Origin of the sequence: Rhizobium rhizoryzae (genome assembly GCF_011046895.1) — a bacterium.
Classification (GTDB): Bacteria; Pseudomonadota; Alphaproteobacteria; order Rhizobiales; family Rhizobiaceae; genus Neorhizobium; species Neorhizobium rhizoryzae.
The window spans coordinates 1,000,720-1,025,025 of record NZ_CP049250.1 but is presented as its reverse complement, the minus strand read 5'-3'; the positions used below and the strand labels follow the sequence as shown (position 1 = coordinate 1,025,025).

At 56.4% G+C, this 24,306-nt stretch carries 23 protein-coding genes; 6 read left to right on the top strand and 17 right to left on the bottom strand.

Annotation, left to right across the window (positions count from 1 at the left end; genetic code table 11):
* Positions 1-45 precede the first annotated feature (45 nt).
* The 10 genes from rlmH to rplU all read right to left on the bottom strand — a co-directional run bounded on the left by rlmH (position 46) and on the right by rplU (position 7,407).
* Positions 46-528: a 23S rRNA (pseudouridine(1915)-N(3))-methyltransferase RlmH gene (gene rlmH / locus G6N80_RS11120; protein ID WP_165133799.1), complete on the bottom strand. Its 483-nt coding sequence runs from the start codon at positions 526-528 to the stop codon at positions 46-48.
* Positions 529-632: 104 nt separating this feature from the next.
* Positions 633-1,076, bottom strand: coding sequence for a ribosome silencing factor (rsfS, locus tag G6N80_RS11115; RefSeq protein ID WP_082547382.1), 444 nt, complete (start codon positions 1,074-1,076; stop codon positions 633-635).
* Positions 1,077-1,144: 68 nt separating this feature from the next.
* Positions 1,145-1,735: a nicotinate-nucleotide adenylyltransferase gene (locus tag G6N80_RS11110; RefSeq protein ID WP_062557327.1), complete on the bottom strand. Its 591-nt coding sequence runs from the start codon at positions 1,733-1,735 to the stop codon at positions 1,145-1,147.
* 40 nt (positions 1,736-1,775) lie between these two features.
* Positions 1,776-3,056 (bottom strand): glutamate-5-semialdehyde dehydrogenase, encoded by a 1,281-nt coding sequence (locus G6N80_RS11105; protein ID WP_165133796.1) that lies wholly within the window; start codon positions 3,054-3,056, stop codon positions 1,776-1,778.
* Complete coding sequence (gene proB, locus G6N80_RS11100) at positions 3,049-4,221, bottom strand: glutamate 5-kinase (protein ID WP_165133793.1); 1,173 nt, start codon at positions 4,219-4,221, stop codon at positions 3,049-3,051. Before proB ends, G6N80_RS11105 begins: the two co-directional genes overlap by 8 nt.
* 1 nt (position 4,222) lies before the next feature.
* On the bottom strand, positions 4,223-5,284 hold the full coding sequence (gene obgE, locus G6N80_RS11095; RefSeq protein ID WP_165133790.1) for a GTPase ObgE: 1,062 nt from the start codon (positions 5,282-5,284) through the stop codon (positions 4,223-4,225).
* A 160-nt stretch (positions 5,285-5,444) separates the two neighbouring features.
* On the bottom strand, positions 5,445-6,017 hold the full coding sequence (locus tag G6N80_RS11090; RefSeq protein WP_165133787.1) for a GNAT family N-acetyltransferase: 573 nt from the start codon (positions 6,015-6,017) through the stop codon (positions 5,445-5,447).
* Complete coding sequence (locus tag G6N80_RS11085) at positions 6,014-6,649, bottom strand: GNAT family N-acetyltransferase (protein ID WP_062557255.1); 636 nt, start codon at positions 6,647-6,649, stop codon at positions 6,014-6,016. The genes G6N80_RS11090 and G6N80_RS11085 overlap by 4 nt, the downstream gene beginning before the upstream one ends.
* 136 nt (positions 6,650-6,785) lie before the next feature.
* Entirely contained in the window at positions 6,786-7,055 is a 270-nt protein-coding gene (gene rpmA / locus G6N80_RS11080) for a 50S ribosomal protein L27 (protein ID WP_062557256.1), read from the bottom strand.
* A gap of 40 nt (positions 7,056-7,095) precedes the next feature.
* A complete protein-coding gene (gene rplU, locus G6N80_RS11075; RefSeq protein ID WP_062557257.1) occupies positions 7,096-7,407 on the bottom strand; it encodes a 50S ribosomal protein L21 in 312 nt (103 codons plus the stop codon).
* Positions 7,408-7,762: 355 nt separating this feature from the next.
* Here rplU and G6N80_RS11070 point away from each other — a divergent pair, with 355 nt between their 5' ends.
* On the top strand, positions 7,763-9,385 hold the full coding sequence (locus tag G6N80_RS11070; protein ID WP_062557258.1) for an ABC-F family ATP-binding cassette domain-containing protein: 1,623 nt from the start codon (positions 7,763-7,765) through the stop codon (positions 9,383-9,385).
* 135 nt (positions 9,386-9,520) lie between these two features.
* Positions 9,521-9,907, top strand: a complete 387-nt coding sequence (locus G6N80_RS11065) for a thermonuclease family protein (RefSeq protein ID WP_246251473.1) — start codon at positions 9,521-9,523, stop codon at positions 9,905-9,907.
* Between the two features lie 38 nt (positions 9,908-9,945).
* Here G6N80_RS11065 and acs read toward each other — a convergent pair whose 3' ends face one another.
* A complete protein-coding gene (gene acs, locus G6N80_RS11060) occupies positions 9,946-11,907 on the bottom strand; it encodes an acetate--CoA ligase (RefSeq protein WP_062557328.1) in 1,962 nt (653 codons plus the stop codon).
* Positions 11,908-12,131: 224 nt separating this feature from the next.
* Between acs and G6N80_RS11055 the strand changes: the two genes are divergently transcribed.
* Positions 12,132-12,836 (top strand): DUF1013 domain-containing protein, encoded by a 705-nt coding sequence (locus tag G6N80_RS11055; RefSeq protein WP_062557260.1) that lies wholly within the window; start codon positions 12,132-12,134, stop codon positions 12,834-12,836.
* 79 nt (positions 12,837-12,915) lie between these two features.
* Here G6N80_RS11055 and G6N80_RS11050 read toward each other — a convergent pair whose 3' ends face one another.
* Positions 12,916-14,853, bottom strand: coding sequence for a propionyl-CoA synthetase (locus G6N80_RS11050; RefSeq protein WP_165133781.1), 1,938 nt, complete (start codon positions 14,851-14,853; stop codon positions 12,916-12,918).
* A 101-nt stretch (positions 14,854-14,954) separates the two neighbouring features.
* The gene (locus tag G6N80_RS11045) at positions 14,955-15,614 is read right to left on the bottom strand and encodes a YggS family pyridoxal phosphate-dependent enzyme (protein WP_062557262.1); all 660 of its coding nucleotides are present in this window, start codon (positions 15,612-15,614) and stop codon (positions 14,955-14,957) included.
* A 162-nt stretch (positions 15,615-15,776) separates the two neighbouring features.
* On the opposite strand from G6N80_RS11045, the gene leuS reads away from it, so the two are divergent.
* The 3 genes from leuS to holA are packed head-to-tail and all read left to right on the top strand — an operon-like array spanning position 15,777 to position 19,968.
* Entirely contained in the window at positions 15,777-18,410 is a 2,634-nt protein-coding gene (leuS, locus tag G6N80_RS11040) for a leucine--tRNA ligase (RefSeq protein ID WP_165133778.1), read from the top strand.
* Positions 18,400-18,921, top strand: coding sequence for an LPS assembly lipoprotein LptE (locus G6N80_RS11035; protein ID WP_244484849.1), 522 nt, complete (start codon positions 18,400-18,402; stop codon positions 18,919-18,921). The genes leuS and G6N80_RS11035 overlap by 11 nt, the downstream gene beginning before the upstream one ends.
* Positions 18,922-18,924: 3 nt before the next feature.
* On the top strand, positions 18,925-19,968 hold the full coding sequence (gene holA / locus G6N80_RS11030; RefSeq protein ID WP_165133772.1) for a DNA polymerase III subunit delta: 1,044 nt from the start codon (positions 18,925-18,927) through the stop codon (positions 19,966-19,968).
* Positions 19,969-20,057: 89 nt separating this feature from the next.
* Here the strand turns inward: holA and G6N80_RS11025 are convergent, their stop codons facing one another.
* Genes G6N80_RS11025 through mnmG form a run of 4 tightly spaced genes read right to left on the bottom strand, consistent with a single transcriptional unit; the run spans position 20,058 to position 24,286 of the window.
* Positions 20,058-20,939, bottom strand: coding sequence for a ParB/RepB/Spo0J family partition protein (locus G6N80_RS11025; RefSeq protein WP_062557265.1), 882 nt, complete (start codon positions 20,937-20,939; stop codon positions 20,058-20,060).
* A 37-nt stretch (positions 20,940-20,976) separates the two neighbouring features.
* Entirely contained in the window at positions 20,977-21,768 is a 792-nt protein-coding gene (locus G6N80_RS11020) for a ParA family protein (protein ID WP_062557266.1), read from the bottom strand.
* A gap of 18 nt (positions 21,769-21,786) precedes the next feature.
* Entirely contained in the window at positions 21,787-22,407 is a 621-nt protein-coding gene (rsmG, locus tag G6N80_RS11015; protein ID WP_165133769.1) for a 16S rRNA (guanine(527)-N(7))-methyltransferase RsmG, read from the bottom strand.
* A gap of 1 nt (position 22,408) precedes the next feature.
* Complete coding sequence (mnmG, locus tag G6N80_RS11010; protein WP_165133766.1) at positions 22,409-24,286, bottom strand: tRNA uridine-5-carboxymethylaminomethyl(34) synthesis enzyme MnmG; 1,878 nt, start codon at positions 24,284-24,286, stop codon at positions 22,409-22,411.
* Between the last annotated feature and the right edge of the window lie 20 nt (positions 24,287-24,306).

Sequence of the window (24,306 nt, the reverse complement as noted above, 5' to 3'; positions counted from 1 at the left end):
CTGATTTGGTAAATAGAACCAGAAACAAGATCGTGTTCTTGTTGGTCAGACGCGGTGATAGGGATGGCCGGAAAGAATGGTCACGGCGCGATAGAGCTGCTCCGCCACTAGAATCCGCACCAATTGGTGCGGCCACGTCATGGTTCCGAGATTGATGATTGCATCTGCACGATCGTAGAGAGCAGGATCCAGTCCATCCGCCCCACCGATTGCCAGCAGCATTTCGCGTTTTCCCTGATCCCGAAACTTCCCGAGAAGGTTCGCGAACGTGGGACTGTCGAGCGATTTCCCCCGCTCATCGAGGAGGACAAGCACTGCACCGTCGCTCAGGCTCCTTTCAAGAAGCCCGGCCTCTTCCCGCTTGCGCGTTTCAGCGCCTGATGCGCGGCTCTCGTTAACCTCGATCACACGACCAAGTTCCAGGCTGACCCCAGGACCAGCCTTGGCAAAACGGTCGAGATATCGCGCCGCAAGTTCCTTTTCAGGGCCGGACTTCAGTCGCCCGACCGCAAAGAGGCCAATCTTCATGGATTCTATCCGTTCAAGGCCGATCAATGTACCGCCTGCCACGTCCGCAGACGCGCCGACAGGATCATTTCATCGGCAGCGACCGGATCTCAATCCATTGTCGCTTAGTGGCGTGTCTCTTCCTCGTCCGGAGCAGCCCACATCTTTTCGATGTTGTAGAACTCCCGGATTTCTGGCCGGAACACATGGACGATCACATCGCCGGTGTCAATCAACACCCAATCGCCTGCCTCAAGCCCTTCGACGCGGGCGGGGCCGAAGCCCTCGTCCTTCAGGTCGCGGAGCAAGTGGTCGGCGATTGCCGAGACATGCCGGTTCGATCGCCCTGTGACGACGACCATGTAGTCGCCAAGCGCAGACTTTCCAGCAATGTTGATGGAGACGATATCTTCGGCTTTGGAGTCCTCAACGCTGGCGAGGACCAGTTCAAGAGCACGGGCGGCAGCATCGGCGCCACGTTCCAGGCTCTTCGGAGGAACGCGAGACGTTCTTCCCTTAGCATGTACTGTTGTCAGGGTTTTTCCTTTCCTCAATGACAGAACAGGCACATCCGCGAATCCGTTTCGATGGGGTCCGCACTATGAAGGTGGCACTGAATGGTTAATCTTTCAAGGCATCAGTTTCCTGGCGTACCTTGACGGATAGCTGTCGAACTGAGGCTTGATCGGGGCCCATGGATAAAGGTCCAGCGGGGCGGCGTTCTATGTGCCAGAATACCTGCATCGGATTCATCGATACGCGAGTGGCTGAGAGCCCTTGCAGCGGGCGACGACAGAAAAGACAGGGTAGCACCCGGCCGGTCTATGACAGCAATCGGCAGGCTTGCGGCAATGTGCCGCCACCTCTGCCATCGATGAAACGTCTTGAGACTATCCGCCCCCATGATCCAGACGAAGTGTACGCCCGGATTGCGCGACAAAACGTGGTCGATGGTTTGAGCCGTGAAACCTGTCTGAAGGCGTTCCTCGAAAGCAGTAACGCGGATGCGGCGGTTTCGCGTCAGTTCCTCACTGAGACGGATCCGCTCCTCGAGAGGCAAGAGGATCGAACGGCTTTTCAGGGGATTGCCCGGCGTGACCATCCACCAGAGTTGATCAAGCCGCAATTGCTTCAGTGCGATTTCGGCAACAAGCCTGTGGCCGTCATGCGGCGGATTGAAAGATCCCCCGAAAAGGCCCACCACCATGCCGCGCTCCACATGCGGCATGGTCAGATACGACTGAAGCGCGACCTCTACCGTCACCAGTTCAGGGCCGGATCTGGCCGGTGCCGTGCACCCGGTACTTGAAAGACGTCAACTGCTCCACCCCAACCGGACCACGGGCATGCATCTTGCCTGTGGCGATGCCGATCTCGCCGCCCATACCGAATTCGCCTCCATCGGCAAACTGGGTCGATGCATTGTGCAGGAGGATCGCGGAGTCGATCTCATTGAAGAAGCGCGCAACAACCTGCGGATCTTCAGCAATCACAGCTTCCGTATGGTTGGACGAATAGGTGTTGATGTGTTCGATCGCGCCATCGATACCATCCACCAGCTTCACGGAGATAATGGCTTCGAGATACTCGGTCCGCCAGTCTTCCTCACTTGCAGCCTTAAGCCCCTCGATCTGGGCGCTCACCTCTTCCGAGGCCCGGACTTCGCATCCCTTCTCGATGAGAGCCGAAAGGATCAGCTGCAAATGTGTCGCGGCTACCGCACGATCGACCAGCAGGGTTTCGGCGGCACCACAGATGCCGGTACGGCGCATCTTGGCATTCACGACCACCTTGACGGCCATATCGAGATCCGCAGAGGCGTCCACATAGATGTGGCAGAGCCCTTCAAGATGGGCGAAGACCGGTACGCGCGCCTCTGTTTGCACACGCGCCACCAGACTTTTGCCACCGCGCGGTACGATGACATCCACCGCACCATTCAGACCGGAGAGTAGCGCCCCAACCGCGGCACGATCGGCAATCGCCACCAACTGTATGGAGTCTTCCGGCAAGCCTGCTGCGCGAAGCCCTGCGGAAAGGCAGCGATGGATCGCTTGCGATGAATTAAGCGAGTCTGATCCGCCCCGCAGAATGACAGCATTGCCAGCCTTCAGGCACAATGCACCTGCATCGGCGGTCACGTTCGGTCGGCTTTCGTAGATGACGCCGATCACGCCGAGCGGCGTGCGCACGCGCTCGATTTTCAATCCGTTAGGACGCTCCCAATCCGCAATCACATTGCCAACCGGATCGGGCAGGGCTGCAATAGCCCGCAGCCCCTCGGCCATTTCGGTTACACGCTTTTCATTCAACGTCAGACGATCAATGAACGACGGCTGCAAACCCTTGTCTGCCACGGCCTCCAGATCGAGGGCATTGGCCTCCAGAATTGTTGCTACAGATGAAAGTATCGCATCGGCAGCGGCGTTCAGCGCTTTGTTCTTCTGATCTGTCGAAGCAACGGCAAGTTTGCGGGCAGCCAAGCGGGCGCGTTCGCCCATTGCCAGCATCAGCGTATCGATATCGCTCGATTGCACCTTGTCAAGCATTGGCATCCTCCTCCCGTACGGCTTCATTTTCATTGGCAATCATGCCGGTGATGACGAGATCATCCCGATGCACCATGGCTGCGCGTCCGGCATAGCCCAGGATTTGCTCAATCTCGCCGGATTTACGGCCAGCGATCTGTCGCGCCTCATCGGCATCATAGCTCACCAGTCCACGCGCTATTTCACGGCCTGACACACCGATCACAGCAACTGTGTCCCCGCGGCTGAACTGTCCGCTAATGGACCGGACACCGGCAGGAAGCAGGCTCTTGCCGGAAGCGAGCGCTTTTTCAGCACCAGCATCAACGGTAAGTTCACCGGCAGGCTGAAGCTGCCCGGCAATCCAGGTCTTTCGTGCCGTCACGGGCGTTCCGGATGGCGCGAAGAATGAGGAGCGCGCGCCGCTTTCGATAGCCTTCAAAGGATGCGCAGTCTTGCCGGATGCGATGATCATGCCGCAACCGGCAGCGGTCGCGATCTTGCCCGCATCGATTTTTGTGCGCATTCCACCACGCGACAGTTCTGAGGCCGCGCCGCCGGCCATGGCCTCGATCTCCGCTGTGATCGCGGGTATGACGGGCAGGAACTGGGCGTTCGGATCGAGATGCGGCGGGGCGGTATAAAGCCCATCGATATCCGAGAGAAGGATCAACAGGTCCGCACCGGTCATGGTGGCCACACGCGCCGCCAGCCGGTCGTTATCGCCGTAGCGGATTTCGGACGTGGCGACCGTATCGTTCTCATTGATGATCGGCACAGAACCGAGCTTCAACAACTGGTTGATCGTCGCACGCGCATTCAGATAGCGGCGACGTTCTTCGGTATCGCCCAGCGTCAGGAGGATCTGCCCGGCGATGATGTCATCGCGCGACAGACTTTCTGACCAGGCGCGCGCCAGTGCAATCTGACCGACTGCGGCAGCCGCCTGGCTTTCCTCCAGCTTCAAGGCGCCGCCGGGAAGCTCGAGGACCGTCCGTCCCAGTGCAATGGCGCCCGAAGAAACGACAAGCACATCGATATCCTGAGCCCGCAAAGCGGCAATATCGGCACAAACCGAATCCAGCCATTCCTTCTTGAGACCCGACTTGCGATCGACCAGCAAAGCAGAGCCAATCTTGATGACGATGCGGCGATGTTTTGCGATAGGCTTGCGCTGCAGTGTCATCTCAGGCGTCATCCTCGTCGGTATCGGCATTCTCCGCAGGGTGCTGACTGCGGTCAGGAAGGGCTGTCTCTCCAGCCGATTCAACAATCACATCACGCAGTGCGCGTAGCGCCTCGGTCATACCCATATGGGCAGCGGCGGAGAGAAGAAGCGGAGGCTTTCCGCACGCCTTCTGCAATTCCTTCGCCTTCTTCTTGATCTCGGCCTGATCAAGAACATCGATCTGCGAGAGAGCTACGATTTCAGGCTTGTCCTCCAAGCCGCCGCCATAGGCGTTCAACTCGTGCTTCACAGTCTTGTAGGCCTGTCCGACATTTTCCTCCTGCGCCGACACCAGATGCAGAAGAACGCGCGTCCGCTCCACATGGCCCAGGAAGCGATCACCCAGACCAACACCTTCATGGGCGCCATCGATCAAACCGGGAATGTCGGCCAGGATGAACTCACGTCCATCAATCGTCGCAACGCCGAGGTTGGGGTGCAGTGTCGTAAACGGGTAATTGGCGATCTTAGGCCGAGCGCGCGTTACCGTTGCCAGAAAGGTAGACTTGCCGGCATTGGGCAGGCCGACCAGACCGGCGTCGGCAATCAGCTTGAGACGAAGCCAGATGGTCTTTTCCTGACCGGGAAGACCGGGATTTGCCCAGTCGGGCGCCTGATTCGTGGAAGATTTGAAGTATGCGTTGCCGAAACCGCCATTGCCGCCCGCAGCGAGGCGAAAGCGCTGCCCCTCCGTGACCATATCGATGATCAGCGTCTCATTATCTTCCTCGAAGATCTGCGTTCCCACCGGAACCTTGAGGGTGACGCTCGCACCGTTTGCGCCGGTACGGTTACGACCCATGCCGTGAATGCCGGTGCCCGCCTTGTAATGCTGCTGGAAACGGTAATCGATCAGCGTGTTGAGGCCGTTGACCGCCTCGACCCATACGTCGCCACCGCGACCGCCATCACCGCCGTCCGGGCCACCAAATTCGACGAACTTCTCACGCCGGAAGGAAACTGCACCTGCGCCACCATCGCCGGAGCGGATAAAGACTTTTGCTTCGTCGAGGAACTTCATGATGTTTTGAGCCGTCTTCTCGGAGTTGAATGGGTATGCAGGAAAATGTGCTGTTTTCGTTATCGCTGCTTGGCGGTGAGGTCAAAGCCTATCGCGTCATCAGCTTGATTTGCACCCGGCGAGGCAGTTATTTTGTCTCGCCGGGGCGACTTATGGCCGATCAAGGCCTCCGAAAGTCTTCGGGACGCAACCGGGTTTCAAGATGCGGGGCCATGGCATTGCGGGCCATGCTGAAGAGATCCGAGCAGCCGACGATGGAAAACCCCATTCTCTCCTGAATGCGAAGCGAACCGGCGTTATCAGCGAAGGCACCCGAAAAGAGTTCGGTTTGCGGCATACGACGGAAGAACCGGTCGAGCACTGCCGACACTGCTTCCGTCATCAGCCCCTGACCCCAATAGAAGCGGTTGAGCCAGTAACCCAGATGCCAGCGCCCATGCCGAAGTTCGATGCTCACACAACCGATATGCACACCATCGCCTTCAGTGATGGCGAAATGCCAGTCGTTCGTGCCAAGCACCATGTTCAGCCAGTCCTGCGCATCACCCCTGCTATAGGGAGCGGGGACGCGCGACAACATGCGGGTGACCTGCCAGTCATCGAGCGATTGCGCAATCGCATCCGCATCAGCGGCCTGATGCGGACGCAAGACCAGCCGTCTTGTTTCAACTATAGGGCAGGGCCCAAGCTTCGGTACGACCAGGCGCGGACGTTCGAGAACTGCGGCATTCATCGCATTTCCCCCCAGCTCTTCAACGACATCCAGGTCTTGCGATCCAACCGGAACCACTCGACAGGCACCATTCCACCCATGGCGAGCGAGCCAACCATGCCGGAACCTTGAAACTGGAAACCGCACTTCTGGATGACCCGGCGCGATGCGATATTGGTCACCCGGCACCGTGCATCGATATGGTCGATGTCGCGTGTCCGGAATGCCATATCAATCAGGGCGTGCGCTGCTTCCGTGGCATATCCCTGATTCCAGTGGGGTTCACCAAGCCAGTAGCCAAGCTCGACTGTCTGCGGATCGCCCGGATGGGGCTCAAGACCGCAGCAGCCTAGAAACGCTCCATTATCTCCTCGCGTGATGGCATAGACGCACTTGCCGATCTCGCCGAGTTTCGCGCGTCGCACGAAGTCTGCAGCGTCTTTTGCCGTATACGGGTGAGGCATACGGGCCACCATGGTGGCGATGTTGGCGTTGTTGGCGAGATGGGAAAGGGCGTCGATGTCTTCTTCATGAGGGGCGCGGAGAACAAGTCTCTGCGACAATAAGACAGGGCAATCGCTTCTTAACCGTTGCGGTCTCAACCGCTCCTCGGGCGACCGGCTTTGGCCGCTCCGTAACAATTCCGCTTGCATGGTTCAGTCCTCCTTGTGGGAAAAGAAAAAGGGAAGGTGGGTTTGGCGTCCCATCTTCCCTTTTTTCTGGTCTGAACCTTTTGCGGGTATCAGCCGGGTCGATGTGACGCCGGCTGTTTTAACGCGCTACCGGCTATTATTCCGCTGCTTCCGCTTTCGGCATCACAGACACGTACACGCGGCCATTGGCCTTCGTACGGTAGTTCACATTGCCTGCTGTAAGCGCAAAAATGGTGTGGTCCTTGCCGAGGCCAACATTGGCGCCCGGATGCCACTGCGTACCGCGCTGACGCACGATGATGTTGCCAGCGAGCACAGCTTCGCCGCCAAACTTCTTCACGCCAAGGCGCTTGGATTCAGAATCGCGACCGTTACGCGATGAACCGCCAGCTTTTTTATGTGCCATTGGAGTTCTCCTTTAAACCTTCGAAAATCCTACCGAACGATCAGGCGTTGATCGCGGTGATGCGAACAACCGTGTGATGCTGGCGATGACCGCGAATACGCTTGGAATTCTGACGGCGACGCTTCTTGAAGGACAGAACCTTCGCACCACGGTTATGCTCGACCACTTCAGCCTTGACCACGGCGCCAGCCACGAAAGGCGCGCCGATCTTGGCATCAGCGCCTTCGCCGATAACCAGGACTTCGTTGAATTCGACAACTTCGCCAGCGGCGACGTCCAGCTTTTCAATTGTAACGACATCATTTGCCGCTACGCGGTACTGCTTACCGCCGGTCTTGATGACTGCGAACATTTTTTATCCTTTCATGTTCGATCCGGCTCTGCCCGCCCATGGCAAGCGGCCGTCTTTTTATCAGTCCACGTTTGAGCAGGATTCGAAGAAAGATCTTAGAACCGGTCTGCCGGTGAATTGAGCTTTCGCCCTATCGAAGTAAAGACCTTTTACGGGCCTATATCCAGATGCGTCGGGGGATACGTGAGCACTTGTGTACTGTCAAGGAAAAAGATTGACATTGCTGCGCTTTTGCCGTTCACGCAGCCTCTTGGACCCAAATCGCTGGCCAAGTCACTTTAAACAGAGGGACGGTTCCTGCCGCCTCTGACATAGCTTGCCCAACTTCCTGCCGTCTGCAAGGATTTCGAATATCATGATCCGCATTGAGAACATCTCCAAGCAGAACAGTCATCGGCTGCTTTATATCGAAGCCTCGGCAGCGCTGAACCGCGGTGAGAAAATCGGTCTTGTCGGGCCGAACGGTGCGGGCAAAACAACGCTCTTCCGCATGATTACCGGCGAGGAGCAGCCGGATGAAGGCCAGGTTTCCGTGGATCGCGGGGTCACCATCGGGTATTTCGATCAGGACGTCGGTGAAATGTCGGGCCGTTCTGCCGTGGCGGAGGTGATGGCCGGGGCAGGGCCAGTCAGCGAAGTGGCCGCAGAACTGCATGATCTTGAAGCCGCCATGTCGGATCCCGATCGGATGGACGAGATGGATACGATCATCGAGCGTTATGGCGAGGTGCAGGCCCGCTATGAGGAACTGGATGGCTACGGACTGGATGGACGCGCGCGCGAGGTTCTCGCCGGTCTCTCCTTCAGCCAGGAAATGATGGATGGTGACGTCTCGAAGCTCTCCGGTGGCTGGAAGATGCGCGTTGCGCTCGCCCGTATCCTGCTAATGCGGCCTGATGTGATGCTGCTCGACGAACCGAGTAACCACCTGGACCTTGAAAGCCTGATCTGGCTCGAAAATTTCCTGAAGACCTATGACGGAGCATTGCTCATGACCTCGCACGACCGCGAGTTCATGAACCGCATCGTCAACAAGATCATCGAGATCGACGCGGGATCGCTGAACACCTATTCGGGCGATTACACCTTTTATGAGCGTCAGCGCGAACAGAATGAAAAGCAGCAACAGGCCCAGTTCGAGCGTCAGCAGGCCATGCTGGCGAAAGAAATCAAATTCATCGAACGCTTCAAGGCGCGTGCGTCTCACGCAGCGCAGGTGCAAAGCCGCGTCAAGAAGCTGGACAAGATCGACCGGGTTGAGCCGCCAAGACGCCGTCAAACCGTCGCCTTCGACTTTTTGCCTGCACCCCGCTCGGGGGAAGATGTCGTCAACATCAAAGGAATCCACAAAGCCTATGGCAGCCGCGTGATCTACAACGGGCTGGATTTCATGATCCGTCGTCGCGAGCGTTGGTGCATCATGGGGGTCAACGGTGCCGGAAAATCGACCCTGCTGAAGCTGGTGACTGGCGGCACGGAGCCGGACGCAGGAACCGTGACTATCGGTGCCAGCGTCAAGCTCGGCTATTTCGCCCAGCACTCGATGGATTTGCTGGATGGTGAAAACACAGTGCTTGGATGGCTGGAAGAGCGTTTCCCGAAAGCCGGACAGGCACCTTTGCGTGCTCTTTCCGGCTGCTTCGGTTTTTCGGGAGACGATGTCGAAAAGCGGTGCCGTGTTCTGTCTGGAGGCGAAAAGGCACGGCTTGTCATGGCGGCCATGCTTTTTGACCCGCCAAACCTGCTGGTGCTGGACGAACCGACGAACCACTTGGACATCGATACCAAGGAAATGCTGATCAAGGCACTCTCCTCGTTCGAAGGCACCATGCTTTTTGTCAGCCACGACCGTCACTTCCTCGGTGCGCTTTCCAACCGAGTTCTGGAAGTCACTCCGGACGGCGTGGAGCGCTATGAAGGTGGCTATCTGGAATATGTCGAGCGGACAGGACGCGAGGCTCCCGGCATCCATATCTGACAAAATTCATAGGTGATAATTCCTATTGACGCGCCCTCGCATAAAGGAATAGTTTCCTTTATGCGCTCAATATTATCTCTTGTTTTGATCATATTCCTAGTATGCGCCGAAGCGGCTGCCGTAGAAGCAGGCGCTGTGGTTGAAGGTCCCGTATCCGCGGAGGTGATCCGCGTCATTGATGGCGACACAATTCTGGTAACAGCGCGACCGTGGCCGCAGCAAAGCGTGGAGGTCTATGTTCGGCTTCGAGGTATCGACACGCCGGAACTGAAGTCGAAATGCGCACGCGGACAAGAGGCGGCTGAAGCAGCGAAACACTTTCTGGAAGAGATGGCCGGTGCCTCGTCAACCGTCAAACTGACCCGCATTTCGGCCGACAAATATTTCGGCCGCATCGTTGCTGACGTCGTACTGCAAGATGGACGTGATCCAGCCCGTGAAATGATGGCTGCCGGTTTCGCCGCCAGCTATTCCGGGCAGGGCCGGAAGAATGATTTCTGCCAACTGGCCAGCAATGAATGAGCAAGGGGCCGGCTTGCGCCGGCCCCTCGATGGATAGTTCAAGCGGCGGCTGGCGCCTTGTTCTGCCGGTTGGCGATCAGATCGTCGACAACACCCGGATCGGCCAGCGTGGAGGTATCGCCCAGCGCGCCGAAATCGTCTTCAGCAATCTTGCGCAGGATGCGGCGCATGATCTTGCCGGAGCGCGTCTTGGGTAGACCGGGCGCGAACTGGATCTTGTCAGGTGAGGCGATGGGACCGATTTCCTGACGCACATGCTTCACGAGCTCCTGGCGCAGCGCGTCTGTGCCCTCGTTGCCCTCCATCAACGTCACATAGCAATAAATGCCCTGTCCCTTGACGTTGTGCGGATACCCAACCACTGCTGCTTCGGAAACAAGATGATGCGAAACCAGCGCGGACTCGACTTCCGCCGTCCCGAGACGGTGGCCGGAAACGTTCAGAACATCATCCACGCGACCCGTGATCCAATAGTAGCCGTCCGCATCACGGCGGCAACCGTCACCCGTGAAGTACTTGCCCTTGTAGGTGGAGAAATAGGTCTGGATGAAACGCTCGTGATCGCCGTACACGGTGCGCATCTGTCCCGGCCAGCTATCGGTGATGCAGAGATTGCCGTCAGCGGCACCCTCAAGCACATTGCCTTCGTTATCAACCAGTTGCGGCTTGATGCCGAAGAAGGGCAGGGTGGCCGAACCGGGTTTCAGATCCGTCGCTCCTGGTAGCGGCGTAATCATGTGGCCGCCCGTTTCCGTCTGCCACCAGGTATCGACCACGGCGCAGCGTTTCTCGCCCACCACATTGTAGTACCATTCCCAGGCTTCCGGGTTGATGGGCTCACCAACGGTCCCGAGCAGACGAAGGCTTGTGCGGTTCGATCGGGTGACGAACTCGTCGCCAGCCCCCATCAGGGAGCGGATGGCGGTCGGCGCGGTATAGAAGATGTTGACCTTGTGCTTGTCGACCACTTCCCAGAAGCGGCCCTGATCCGGAAAGTTCGGTACGCCTTCGAACATCAGCGTGGTGGCGCAATTCGCCAGTGGACCATAGACGATATAGGAATGGCCCGTGACCCAGCCCACATCGGCTGTGCACCAGTAGATGTCACCGTCATGATAGTCGAAGACGTATTCATGGGTCATGGCAGCGTAAACGAGATAGCCGCCGGTGGTGTGCAGAACACCTTTGGGTTTGCCGGTCGAACCTGAGGTGTAAAGAATGAAAAGCGGATCTTCCGCCTTCATCTTCACGGGTTCGCAATGGCCTTTTACGCTGGCGATTTCCTGATGGTACCAAAGGTCGCGGCCTGGTGCCCAGTTGATCTTGCCACCGGTACGGCGCACGACCAGAACGTTGGAAACGGTAACATACTGACGTGCAGCGATATGGATCGCCTTGTCGGTATTTTCCTTTAGCGGCACCGGCTTTCCACCGCGGACACCTTCATCGCAGGTGATGACGAAGGTTGACTGGCAATCCACGATGCGGCCCGCCAGAGCTTCCGGCGAGAAACCGCCGAACACCACAGAGTGAACTGCACCGATGCGGGCGCAGGCCAGCATGGCATAGGCGGCTTCTGGAATCATCGGCATGTAGATGGTGACGCGGTCACCTTTCTTGACGCCATGTTTTTTCATGACGTTCGCCAGGCGGCAAACCTGGTCGTAGAGCTGGTTATACGTGATCTTCTTGTCGATGTACGGATTATCGCCTTCCCAGATGATGGCGGTCCGCTCACCATGAGTTTTCAGGTGACGGTCGATGCAGTTGTAGGAAACATTGGTCAGGCCGTCTTCAAACCACTTGATGGAGACCTTACCCTTGAAGGAGGTATTCTTGACCTTTGTGTAGGGCTTGAACCAGTCAATGCGCTTGCCATGCTTGCCCCAGAACTTGTCAGGGTTTTCAACGCTTTCCTCGTACCATTTCAGGTACTTGTCCTTGTCGATCAGCGCGCGCGCCTTCACTGCCTTCTGCACAGGATAGACTTTTTCCGTCATGCTTTCCTCCTCATGCTCCCGACATTGCACGTCCAGCGCGCAGATGTCCCTCTTGTCCGCATTCTTATCATCTGCAGCGATGGCGGCAATTAGACAAAGGGTCATGCCTGCATGACAATTGCAATTTGATCGCAATCGAGTTATAGACGCGACGAATTCCCGGAAATTGTGGTTAACTACCCACGGCTCGCGACACCGGCGCGGACGATAGAAGGATCATATCCATGGCTCAACAATTGCTTATGCCGAAGGCAACCGCAGTATGGCTGGTTGACAACACGGCACTCTCCTTCGATCAGATCGCTCAGTTTTGCAAGCTGCATCCGCTCGAAGTGAAAGCAATTGCGGATGGTGAAGCAGCGCAGGGCATCAAGGGCCTGGACCCGATCGCGACCGGCCAGCTTTCCCGCGACGAGATCGCACGCGCCGAGAAAGATATCAACTACAAGCTGAAGCTTTCCGAGCCGAAGGTTCGCGTTCCGGAATCGAAGCGCCGCGGCCCGCGTTACACCCCGGTTTCTAAGCGTCAGGATCGTCCGAATGCCATTCTCTGGCTGGTTCGCAACCATCCGGAACTGAAAGACACGCAGATCTCACGTTTGGTCGGGACGACAAAATCGACCATCGAGCAGATCCGCGAGCGTACCCATTGGAACGCCGCTAACCTGACGCCGATGGATCCGGTTACACTGGGCCTTTGCAGCCAGATCGATCTGGATCTGGAAGTAGAACGTGCATCGAAGAACCGTCCGCTGCCGACAGCTGCGGAACTCGGCGCGACACTGCAGGCCGCGAATGAGACCGAAAATCTCGGTTACCGTTACGAGCGGGAAGAAGAGAAAGAACTGGATGCGGACGCCGTCTTCGCCAAGCTTTCATCGCTCAAGTCCACGCGTCGGGATGACGAAGAGGAAGAAGATCGCTTCTGATCTTTGGTGGATCGAATTGAAGAAGCCGGCCTTACGAGCCGGCTTTTTTATTGGAAGAGAATCTGACTTTCTATTTTGGTTAGCCGGCTAGAGCTTTCTGAGGCTCGCAATATCCATGCTTCTGCAGGATTTCGCTGATCTCATCAAGAATAGTAGGGTCATCGATGGTCGCGGGCATTTTCCAAGGTAGTCCATCCGCAATCTTCTGCATGGTGCCACGCAAGATTTTGCCGGACCGTGTCTTGGGCAGACGCGTCACGACCATGACATTCTTGAAAGCGGCGACGGGACCGATTTCGTTGCGGACGAGCTCCACGATTTCCTTGGCAATCAGTTTTTCATCACGATCAACCTTGGCCTTGAGCACAAGAAAGCCGCACGGAATCTGACCTTTCAGCGCATCGGCGACGCCGATGACGGCACACTCCGCCACATCAGGATGCATGGCGCAGACTTCTTCCATGGCTCCTGTCGACAGACGGTGACCGGCGCAGTTGATGATGTCGTCGGTCCGCGCCATGACGAATACATAGCCGTCTTCATCCACCAGACCGGCGTCCGCGGTTTTGTAGTAGCCTGGAAACTCCTCCAGGCAGGACGTACGGAATCGATCGTCCGCATTCCAGAAGCTGACCAGACATCCCGGCGGAAGCGGCAGTTTGAGGACGATGTTACCAAGCGTATTGGCAGGGACCGGGTATCCGGCATCGTCCACCACCTGGAGGTCATAACCGGGCATGGGAAGAGTAGGGGAACCATATTTGACGGGCATGAGACCGAGCCCAACAGGATTTCCGGCAACAGGCCATCCTGTTTCGGTCTGCCACCAGTGATCGATCACCGGCACCTTCAGCATGCGTTCGGCCCACTTGATGGTCTCGGTATCGGCCCGTTCACCCGCCAGAAACAGAGCCCGCAAGCCAGACGTATCGTAGCGCTCAATATGTTCACCATCGCCATCCTCCCGGCGTATAGCGCGGAAGGCCGTCGGAGCGGTGAACATGACCTTGACGTCGTGATCCTGCACGACACGCCAATAGGTGCCAGCATCCGGGGTGCCGATCGGCTTGCCTTCGAAGATGACGCTGGCATTCCCCGCAATCAGCGGCCCGTAGACGATATAGGAATGGCCAACGACCCAGCCGATATCCGAAGCCGCCCAGAATGTTTCACCGGGTTTCACGCCAAAGAAGTTGCGCATGCTCCAGAGCAGGGCGACCATATGGCCCCCATTATCGCGTATGACGCCTTTGGGCTGGCCGGTCGTTCCGGACGTGTAGAGCACGTAAAGCGGATCCGTTGCAAGAACCGGAACGCAAGGCACCTGTGTGCCCTTGACCTTCTCCGCCTCCACCGCCTGAGCGAAATCCATGTCGCCATGCTCATACCGAAGCACCGCATGATGCTGGTCGCGTTGCAGGATGATGCAGGCCTGCGGCTTGACCCTTGCCATATCAACGGCCTGATCGAGCAATGGCTTGTAGGGAACGACGCGCCCGGGCTCCAATCCGCAGCTGGCGCTGATCACGATCTTTGCCTGCGAGTCATCCAGCCGCGTTGCCAGCTCATGGGCCGCAAAGCCCCCGAAAACCACCGAGTGGATCGCGCCGAGACGCGCGCAAGCCAGCATGGAGAACGTCGCTTCTGCCACCATCGGCATGTAGATGACGACCCGGTCGCCTTTTTCAACGCCCAGGTTTTGCAGAACAGCAGCAATAGCCTGAACTTCCGTCAGCACTTCGTCATAGGTATAGACGCGCTTCTCGCCCGTCATGGCGCTATCATAGATGAGGGCGGGCTGGGCACCCTTGCCATCTGCTACGTGCCTGTCGAGACAGTTATAGCAGGTGTTGGTTTCGCCTCCGACGAACCAGCGCCCGTAGACGCCCTGCGATTCGTCGAAAATCTTGTCCGGCTGCTTGAACCAGTGAAGATTGTCCGCTTGCTTCGCCCAGAACGCTTGCGGGTTCTGTTGCCAGTCCTGATAGACCTCACGATATCGGCTGTTTGCGTGCATCTGATCCTCCCATCGTCTGCCGCACATATTCGAGCGCACAGATTAGGAGGTCAGAAGGCGCGTGGAAAGCCCGACGAAAGAGGGACGCCTCTTGCGCTTTATCAGCGATGACCAAAAATTGCGGAACCGACCCGGACGCTGGTGGCACCAAAACCGATAGCCGTTTCGAAGTCACCCGACATTCCCATGGAGAGCTTGGACACGCCAGCCTCTTCCGCCAGCTTGCGAAGCAATGCGAAATAGGGACCGGGATGATCTTCCGCGGGTGGGATACACATCAGGCCCTCAATTTCCAGCTTCAGTTCATCACGGCAGAAATGGACAAAAGCAACCGTCTGTTTCGGCTCAATACCGGCCTTTTGCGGCTCCATTCCGATATTGACCTGCACGTAAAGCCGAACTGTCTTGCCTTGCTTTTGCATTTCTGTTGCCACGGCCCGGGCAATTTTCTCCCGGTCAATGGTTTCGATGACATCAAAAAGCGCAACCGCGTCAGCCGCCTTGTTCGATTGCAAAGGACCAATAAGGTGGAGCTCGATGCCAGGAGTTTCCGCCTTCAGCTGTGGCCACTTTCCTTCGCTTTCCTGAACACGGTTTTCACCGAACACGCGCTGACCGGCTGAAATAACAGGGCGAATCGCATCAGCATCGAAGGTTTTGGAAACGGCAACCAGCGTTACCGATGCCTCCGCGCGGCCCGCATCCCGTTCCGCCATCGAAATCTTCTGCTTAACGTCCTGAAGTCGTTCTTCGACAGTCATCGCCTTGCCTCAATTATTCTGCTGCAACGCAGTTAGCGAGGAAGCCGCCCTATGCCAAGGGATTGATCGCGTTCTGACCCTCGCGAGCCTCAAAAACTTGACGCTCAACGCCTTTCGTGATGAAGGTCACCGCAACTCTATTCATACCCGGAATTCTCTGAAATGGCGACCGAACGTTACAATCCGCGGGATGCCGAACCCCGTTGGCAGGCAAAGTGGTCCGAAGCGAAAACCTTCGAGACAGACAACAGCGATACGCGCGACAAGTATTACGTGCTTGAGATGTTCCCCTATCCGTCGGGTCGCATCCATATGGGCCATGTGCGCAACTATGCCATGGGGGATGTTGTTGCTCGCTACAAGCGTGCGCGTGGTTTCAACGTTCTGCATCCCATGGGCTGGGATGCGTTCGGCATGCCAGCGGAAAACGCGGCCATGCAGAACAAGGTTCATCCAAAGGACTGGACCTATCAGAACATTGCCACCATGCGCGGCCAGCTGAAATCCATGGGCCTTTCATTGGATTGGGCGCGCGAGTTCGCAACCTGCGACGTGGCCTACTATCAGCGTCAGCAGCACCTGTTCCTCGACATGATGGAAAAGGGTCTGGTTTACCGCAAGCAGTCCAAGGTCAACTGGGATCCGGTCGATCAGACTGTTCTCGCCAATGAGCAGGTCATCGAAGGGCGCGGCTGGCGTTCGGGGGCCCTTGTCGAACAGCGCGAACTGACCCAGTGGTTCTTCAAGATTACAGAATTCGCCCAGGATCTGCTTGATTCGCTGGACGGCCTCGACCAGTGGCCGGAAAAAGTGCGTCTGATGCAGAAGAACTGGATCGGTCGCTCTGAAGGCCTGACCATTCGCTGGGAACTGGCGGAAGCAAGCCGTATTGCTGCGGACTGCAGCGAAATTGAAGTCTATACGACCCGTCCTGACACTCTGTTTGGCGCATCCTTCCTCGCGATCTCGGCAGATCACCCTGTCGCCAAGGCACTGGCGGCATCCAACAGCGAGATCCAGGATTTCTGCGAGGAATGCCGTCGTCAGGGCACGTCGCTTGCCGCGCTCGAAACAGCCGAGAAGAAGGGCTACAATACGGGCCTGTTCGTCAGGCACCCGCTCGATCCGGCTTGGGAAGTTCCGGTTTACATCGCGAATTTTGTGCTGATGGATTACGGCACAGGCGCCATTTTCGGCTGCCCGTCTGGTGATCAGCGCGACCTGGATTTCGCCCGCAAGTACGATCTTCCCGTTGTTCCAGTGGTCATGCCGGAAGGTGGCGATGCAGCCAGCTTCACCGTGGGCACCGAGGCCTATGACGGTGACGGCGTGATGATCAATTCCCGGTTCCTGGATGGTCTGACGACAGACGCCGCCTTCCAGAAGGTAGCCGATCTGCTGACATCCCAGCAACTTGGGAACGCTCCGCAGGCTGCCCGTAAGGTGAACTTCCGCCTGCGCGATTGGGGCGTTTCTCGCCAACGCTATTGGGGTTGCCCGATCCCGGTCATTCATTGCGAAGACTGTGGCGTCGTCCCGGTGCCGAAGAAAGATCTGCCCGTTCAGCTTCCGGATGACGTGACCTTCGATGTACCCGGAAACCCGCTGGACCGTCACCCGACTTGGCGCAATGTGGCGTGCCCATGCTGTGGCAAGCCTGCTCGTCGTGAGACGGACACGATGGATACCTTTGTGGATTCCAGCTGGTACTTCGCCCGCTTCACAGCGCCCTGGGAAGACAATCCGACAGATCCGGCAGTGGCCAACCGATGGCTTCCCGTGGACCAGTACATCGGCGGCATCGAGCATGCGATCCTGCATCTCCTGTATTCGCGCTTCTTTACGCGCGCCATGCGCGAGACGGGTCATCTCGACCTCAAGGAACCCTTCAAGGGCCTCTTTACGCAGGGCATGGTGGTTCATGAAACCTACCGCCTCGGCGAAGGCCAGAGCGGCCAGTGGGTCGCACCCGCGGATATCCGTATTGAAGAAGTTGATGGTGCCCGCAAAGCCTTCCTCTTGAGTTCCGGTGCGGAAGTGGCCATCGGCTCGATTGAAAAGATGTCGAAGTCGAAGAAGAACGTCGTGGATCCCGACGACATCATCGCTTCCTATGGTGCCGACACTGCCCGCTTCTTCGTGTTGTCCGACTCGCCTCCCGATCGCGATGTGATCTGGTCTGAAGCCGGAGTTGAGGGCTCGCACCGGTTCGTCCAGCGCGTCTGGCGCCTGATCTCGGAAGCGGCACCTGTTTTGAGCAAGGTTGCGGCGAACCCTGCCAAGGAAGGCGCTGCGCTGTCTGTTTCACAGGCCGCACACAAGACTTTGCAGGCCGTTCAACAGGACTATGACAAGCTGGCGTTCAACAAGGCCGTTGCACGCATCTACGAACTGGTGAACACTCTTGCATCTCCGCTGACGCAGGTGGCAGCAGGCACTCAGGATGATGCTTACGTAGCTGCTGTCCGTGAAGCTGCACATATCCTGATCCAGATCGTCGCGCCGATGACCCCCCATCTTGCGGAAGAGTGCTGGTCCGTGCTCGGCAATCAAGGTCTTGTCGCAGAAGCCACCTGGCCTGCCTTCGACCCGGTTCTGGTTGCTGATAACGAGGTCACTCTTCCGGTCCAAATTAACGGAAAGAAGCGTGCCGAATTGACAATCGCGCGTGACGCAGACCAGAATGCGGTTCAAGCTGCGGTCCTGCAGCTGGAGGCGGTTCAGGCTGCTCTTTCCGGTAGCGCACCGAAGAAGATCATTATCGTCCCACAGAGGATCATCAACATTGTTGTTTGAGCGTTCTTCCGCCCTGCGGCAAATCGGTCGCGCCGTGGCATCGATTGCAATTGTGGCAGCCCTTGCGGGCTGCCAGGCTCGCCCGCTCTATTCTTCGGCCGGAGGAGTTCCGGTGAAGATGGCTGCCATCAAGATCAACCCTCTCGGTGACCGAGTCGGACAAGAGGTTCGTAATCGTCTTGTCTTCCTGACGGGTGGTGGGGCTGGTGAACCTGCACTCGCTGAATATCAGCTTCAACTCTCCGTCACGTCCACCCGCGCCAATATCCTCGACGACGAAATCGCAGCGGCGGTTCTTCCGGGGCGCGTCACCGTCTCTGCCACCTATGCACTGACACGAATAAAAGATGGTCAAGTGCTGAAATCGGCGACCCGCTCATCGACCGCACTGCTTGATCTCAGCAATCAGGAATTTGCGAAGTTGCGCGCCTATCGGGATGCGGAGAACCGGGCAGCGAACGAAGTCGCGGAATTCGTCCGGGCGGATTTGGCGATGGCGCTTTCCAAGTAGACTATGGCCGAAATCAAAGCGCACGAATTTGATCGGTTGCTTTCACGAGCAACCGAACTCTATCGTATTTTTCTGGTCTATGGCCCTGATAAAGGTCTGGTGTCAGAACGTGCAAAGGCGCTTGCGGAAAAAGCAGGCGTAAATGTCGATGATCCCTTTTCCTACACGCGTCTCGATCTATCGGAACTGCAGGGGGATCCTGGCCGGCTGATTGACGAAGTCAACTCACTTGGTTTGTTTGGCGGGCAAAAAGTCATTCACCTACGCGGATCGGGCGGTGAGAAGATTGGGGCTGACGCGATTGCGGCACTCGACTCAGGTCGAATTCCCGGCAACATACTGATCATTGAAGGTGGCGATCTCAAGAAGGGTAGTGCTCTGCGAAAAAATGCAGAGCAGGCGAAGATCGCGGTCGCCGTCCCATGTTACTCGGATGATGTAAAGTCCCTCAATGCCTTGATCGATCAGGAATTGGCACAAGCTGATCTTCGGATCACTCCGGAAGCTCGCGCTACCCTGCTTGAAGCACTCGGTGGAGATCGTGTCGCATCTCGAAACGAGATACGAAAACTAATCCTTTACTGTATGCAGCAGAAGCAAATCGAGCAGGACCACGTGACCGATATCATCGGAGATGCAAGTGCCATCTCGGCTGATGATGCAGTGGATTGTGTCCTGGCGGGTGACCTTGACGGGCTTCACCGCGCAATACAGAAGATTGTCCAATCCAAGCAGCCAATCTTTCTTGTTTTGCAGTCCTGCCTACGAACGTTCCAAATGCTCGATGCGATGAGAGCAGAAATGGAAGAGAAGCGTTTGCAGAGCGCGCAAATCATGCAAACCTCAGGCCGCCATATTCATTTCAAGCGTAAGCCTTTGATGGAGAAGGCGCTGAGAAATTGGTCATCAACGTCATTGGCCCGTGAGACGCAGAGGCTGCACACGGCGATCTATCAGTCACGTCAGCAGGCACAATTGGATGACTCGATAGCGTTCCAGACGCTCCTTGCATCAGCGCTTCAATCTCAGCGCGCAAACAGATCCTAACATGCCAGCTGTCGCTTCCCTCGATCAGCGCTAGGGCCGCACATTGAAAATCTGACAAAGAGAGCTCATAAGCCGGCTTAACACGGCCTTCAGCGTCGTTCCAGCAACCGGCAAACCTCTTCCAGCTGCTCCAAGGTCTTATAGTTGATCTTGATATGTCCGCTACCGCCTCTGTGACTGATCTTGATTTCAAGACCAAGAGAGTCGCTCAACGATCGTTCAAGAGCAAGCGTATCTGAATCTTTGTTCTGTATCGGAGCAAGCTTTGGCGGCTCTGACTGCGCCTTGATGTCATTTTGCGCGAGGCGCTCGGCATCCCGAACAGACATACCCTTATTAACAATGACCTTCGCCAATCCGGTGGGATCGGAGGTGGAGACAAGTGCACGAGCATGACCGGCTGAGAGCTTGCCGCCTGCCAACAAATCGCGAACAGGCTCCGGAAGCTTCAGCAGGCGCAAACTATTGGCAACGTGACTTCTGCTCTTACCGATGATTTCGCCGAGATCATTCTGTGTATAGCCATGCTCGGCAATCAGTTGCTCGTAGCCGAGAGCCTCTTCCAGAGGATTTAGATCGGACCGCTGGACATTCTCAACAATTGCAATTTCCAGCGCTGTGCGATCATCCACATCCCGCACAATAACCGGAATTTCAATGAGCCCAGCCAACTGGGCTGCACGCCATCGGCGCTCGCCAGCAATAATCTCAAAACCTGAAGAAACCGTGCGCACGACAACTGGCTGCACGATCCCGTGCTGCCGCAACGACGCCGCGAGATCATGCAACTCGGCCTCATCAAACATCCGACGAGGGTTTCGAGGGTTTCTGGTAATCAGCTCGATTGGAACGAGGCGATCTGGATTCACGGGTTTTGCTTGTTGTTCGCCCAAAGGGGCAACCTGATCCATTTCTCCAATGAGAGCAGCTAGGCCACGCCCCAGACGGCGCCGTGAAGGATCATCAACCACTGTACTGGTTCCTACTTTTTCCGTTCAAACGTCCTGATCAAGCCGCCTTACGACGGCGCTCTCTCTGGATTACTTCAGATGCCAACTGAAGATAGGCTTGGCTACCGGCGCATTTAAGGTCGTACAAGATAGCCGGCTTGCCATAGGATGGCGCTTCCGACACGCGAACATTGCGAGGTATCAGTGTGTGATAGACCTTGTCACCCAGATAGGTCCGCACGTCGTTCACGACCTGCTGCGCGAGATTGTTTCTCGCATCGAACATCGTCAGAACGATTCCCTGAATATCCAGATGCGGATTCACGCTCTGCCGAACCTGATCCACAGTTTCAAGCAATTGACTCAACCCCTCCAGGGCAAAGAACTCGCACTGGAGCGGCACAAGAACCGAATGCGCAGCTGTCATTGCGTTGACGGTTAGAAGATTGAAGGATGGCGGGCAATCAAGAAGGACGTAGCTGTATCCTGTCGCATCTGGTTGGGAGAGAGCTCGCCGCAGACGGAACGCCCGATCGCTTTCGCGACTAATCTCCATCTCCAAGCCAAGGAGATCCATTGTGGAGGGGACGATCGACAGATTCGGAACTGCAGTTGCAACAACTGCCTCGCTTACGGAAGCATTTCCCATCATCACATCGAATGAAGACAGATGACGATTGCGCCGATCAATGCCGAGGCCTGTGCTGGCATTTCCTTGCGGATCCAGATCAACGATCAAGACATGCTCACCAATTGCAGCCAGTGCTGTCGCAAGGTTGATAGCAGTCGTTGTCTTTCCCACGCCACCCTTCTGGTTCGCTATTGCAATAATGCGATTAGGTTCCTGCATTTTGACACCCGCGACCTGTTACGATGCGCGCTTGAGACCTGAGATCTGCAGCACGACTGAATCTTCTTCCACATGGCTCGCATGTTTTAACAGATCAAAGGTCCAACTTCTATTGGCTTTCAAAACCTCTGTTTGATAATCCCGCCCTTTGTGGAGATAAGCGGTCACGCCCGGTTTATTCAGCATCCATGGACTGCAGTAATCGAGCAAAAGTGGAAGTTCAGCGAGAGCCCTTGCAGAAATCGCATTGATCTCCTTTGAAATGACAGCAGGTGCGTCTTCAATCCTCACCGTATGGACGGAGCCACGAGCACCGGTTTCGCTGAGCACAGTTCGCAAGAACGAAGCCTTCTTATGATTGCTCTCCACAAGATCGACCCAGCCAAAGCCTGTTTCTGCCAGGAGAATGGCAGTGATAACTCCTGGAAACCCGCCACCTGACCCGAGGTCAAGCCATTGGCAGGGTTCAGGATTGAGCTGATAGATCCGAGCGCTGTCTGCAAAATGGCGGCTCCAAAGATCGCCTTTAGTTGAGGGCGCGACTAAATTGATGGCTTTCGCCCATTTGTAAAACAGCTCGGCAAAAATGTTTAGTCGCTGTTCTGTTTCACGTGAAACAGCAATACCATTCAACTTCATCTTATGCGCTCGCTTCCAGTCCACTTGCTGGATAGTTAAATCGGCGGACCAACGTGAGCAGTAATGCCAGTGCTGCTGGTGTCATTCCATCGACCTTAGATGCCTGTGCAATATTCCTCGGCTTTACCTTGGAAAGCTTTATTCGCAGTTCATTCGACAAACCTGAAATTGTACCATAATCGAAATCATCTGGAATGACTCGCTCTTCGTCCGCGCGAACCGCTTCCACGCTTTGACGCTGACGACCAAGATAGACCGCGTAGCCAGCTTCAATTTCCAGGGCCTCTTTTGCCTTTGTAGAACACGCACCAAGTTCTGGCCAAATGCGTACAACGGTATCAAAGGTGATGTCTGGATAGGCGAGCAAATCATAGCCGCTTCTTCGTTGCCCGTCCTGATTCAGGTGAACATCGAATGCAGTGGCCTGATTTGGTGTGACCTGGCTGGTTTGCAGGACAGATCTGAAATGAGCGAGTTCATTTTCAAATGACGCGAACCGCTCCCGACGGTCACGTCCGACCAACCCTAACCCATTACCGATCGGCGTCAGACGCGCATCCGCATTATCGGCTCTCAGCGTCAAGCGATACTCTGCTCGGGATGTGAACATCCGATAAGGTTCTGTGACCCCTTTGCTCGTCAGGTCATCGACCATCACACCAATATAGGAGTCGGTACGACTGAAGACGAAAGAGTCTTGCCCGCCAGCCCGCCGGGCGGCGTTCAACCCAGCAACCAATCCTTGTGCGGCAGCTTCCTCATAACCTGTCGTGCCATTGATTTGACCAGCCAGGAACAATCCGTCAACGGTGCGAACCTGAAGATCAGCGCCTAACTCTCGAGGATCGACATGGTCATACTCAATGGCATAACCTGGCTGGAGTATCTTGACCTGCTCCAAGCCCGGAATCGTCCGGATGAATTCGTCCTGGACGTCGGCGGGCAAGGATGTCGATATACCGTTCGGATAGACCGTGTCATCGTCAAGTCCTTCCGGTTCGAGGAAAATCTGATGACCGTCCCGTTCACCGAATCTCACGATCTTGTCCTCGATTGAAGGACAATAGCGTGGACCTATCCCACTAATCTGGCCTGAATACATTGCGGACTTGTGGATATTGTCTGAAATGATTGTGTGCGTTCGATCGGTCGTCCGGGTTACACCACATTCTATTTGGCGATTGGTGATGTGGTCGGTCATAAAGGAGAATGGCACCGGCTGATCGTCGGCGGCTTGCTTCCCGATGGATTGCCAGTCAATCGTGCGACCATCCAGTCGAGCTGGGGTTCCAGTTTTGAGTCGACCAAGCTTGATACCAAGATGCTCGAAAGTCCGTGATAGACCAAGAGAGGGATCCTCTCCGACGCGTCCAGCTGGTCTTGTTTCGTTTCCGATATGGATCATTCCGCGCAGGAAAGTACCGGTTGTAACGACGACGGTCTGACATGAGAGTTGTCGACCGTCGGCTAGAACGAGGCCGGTTATAGCGCGATCATCCAGGATGAGATCGAAAGCATCGCCCTCGATGACCACAAGATTGTGCGTCTCTGAAATGGCATTTTGCATTGCTTCGCGATACAGACGCCGATCGGCCTGTGTACGGGGACCACGTACGGCAGGCCCCTTCTTGCGGTTCAGCAGTCGAAACTGAATACCAGCACTATCGGCGACCCGCCCCATAAGACCATCGAGCGCATCGACCTCTCTGACGAGATGGCCTTTGCCCAACCCGCCAATCGCTGGGTTACAGGACATCACACCGATGGTCTCTATTTTATGGGTAACGAGCGCTGTTTTGGCACCAAGTCGAGCAGCAGCAGATGCAGCCTCACAGCCGGCGTGGCCACCGCCGATTACAATCACGTCAAATTTGGTCATAGCGTCCACTCTGCGTCTAG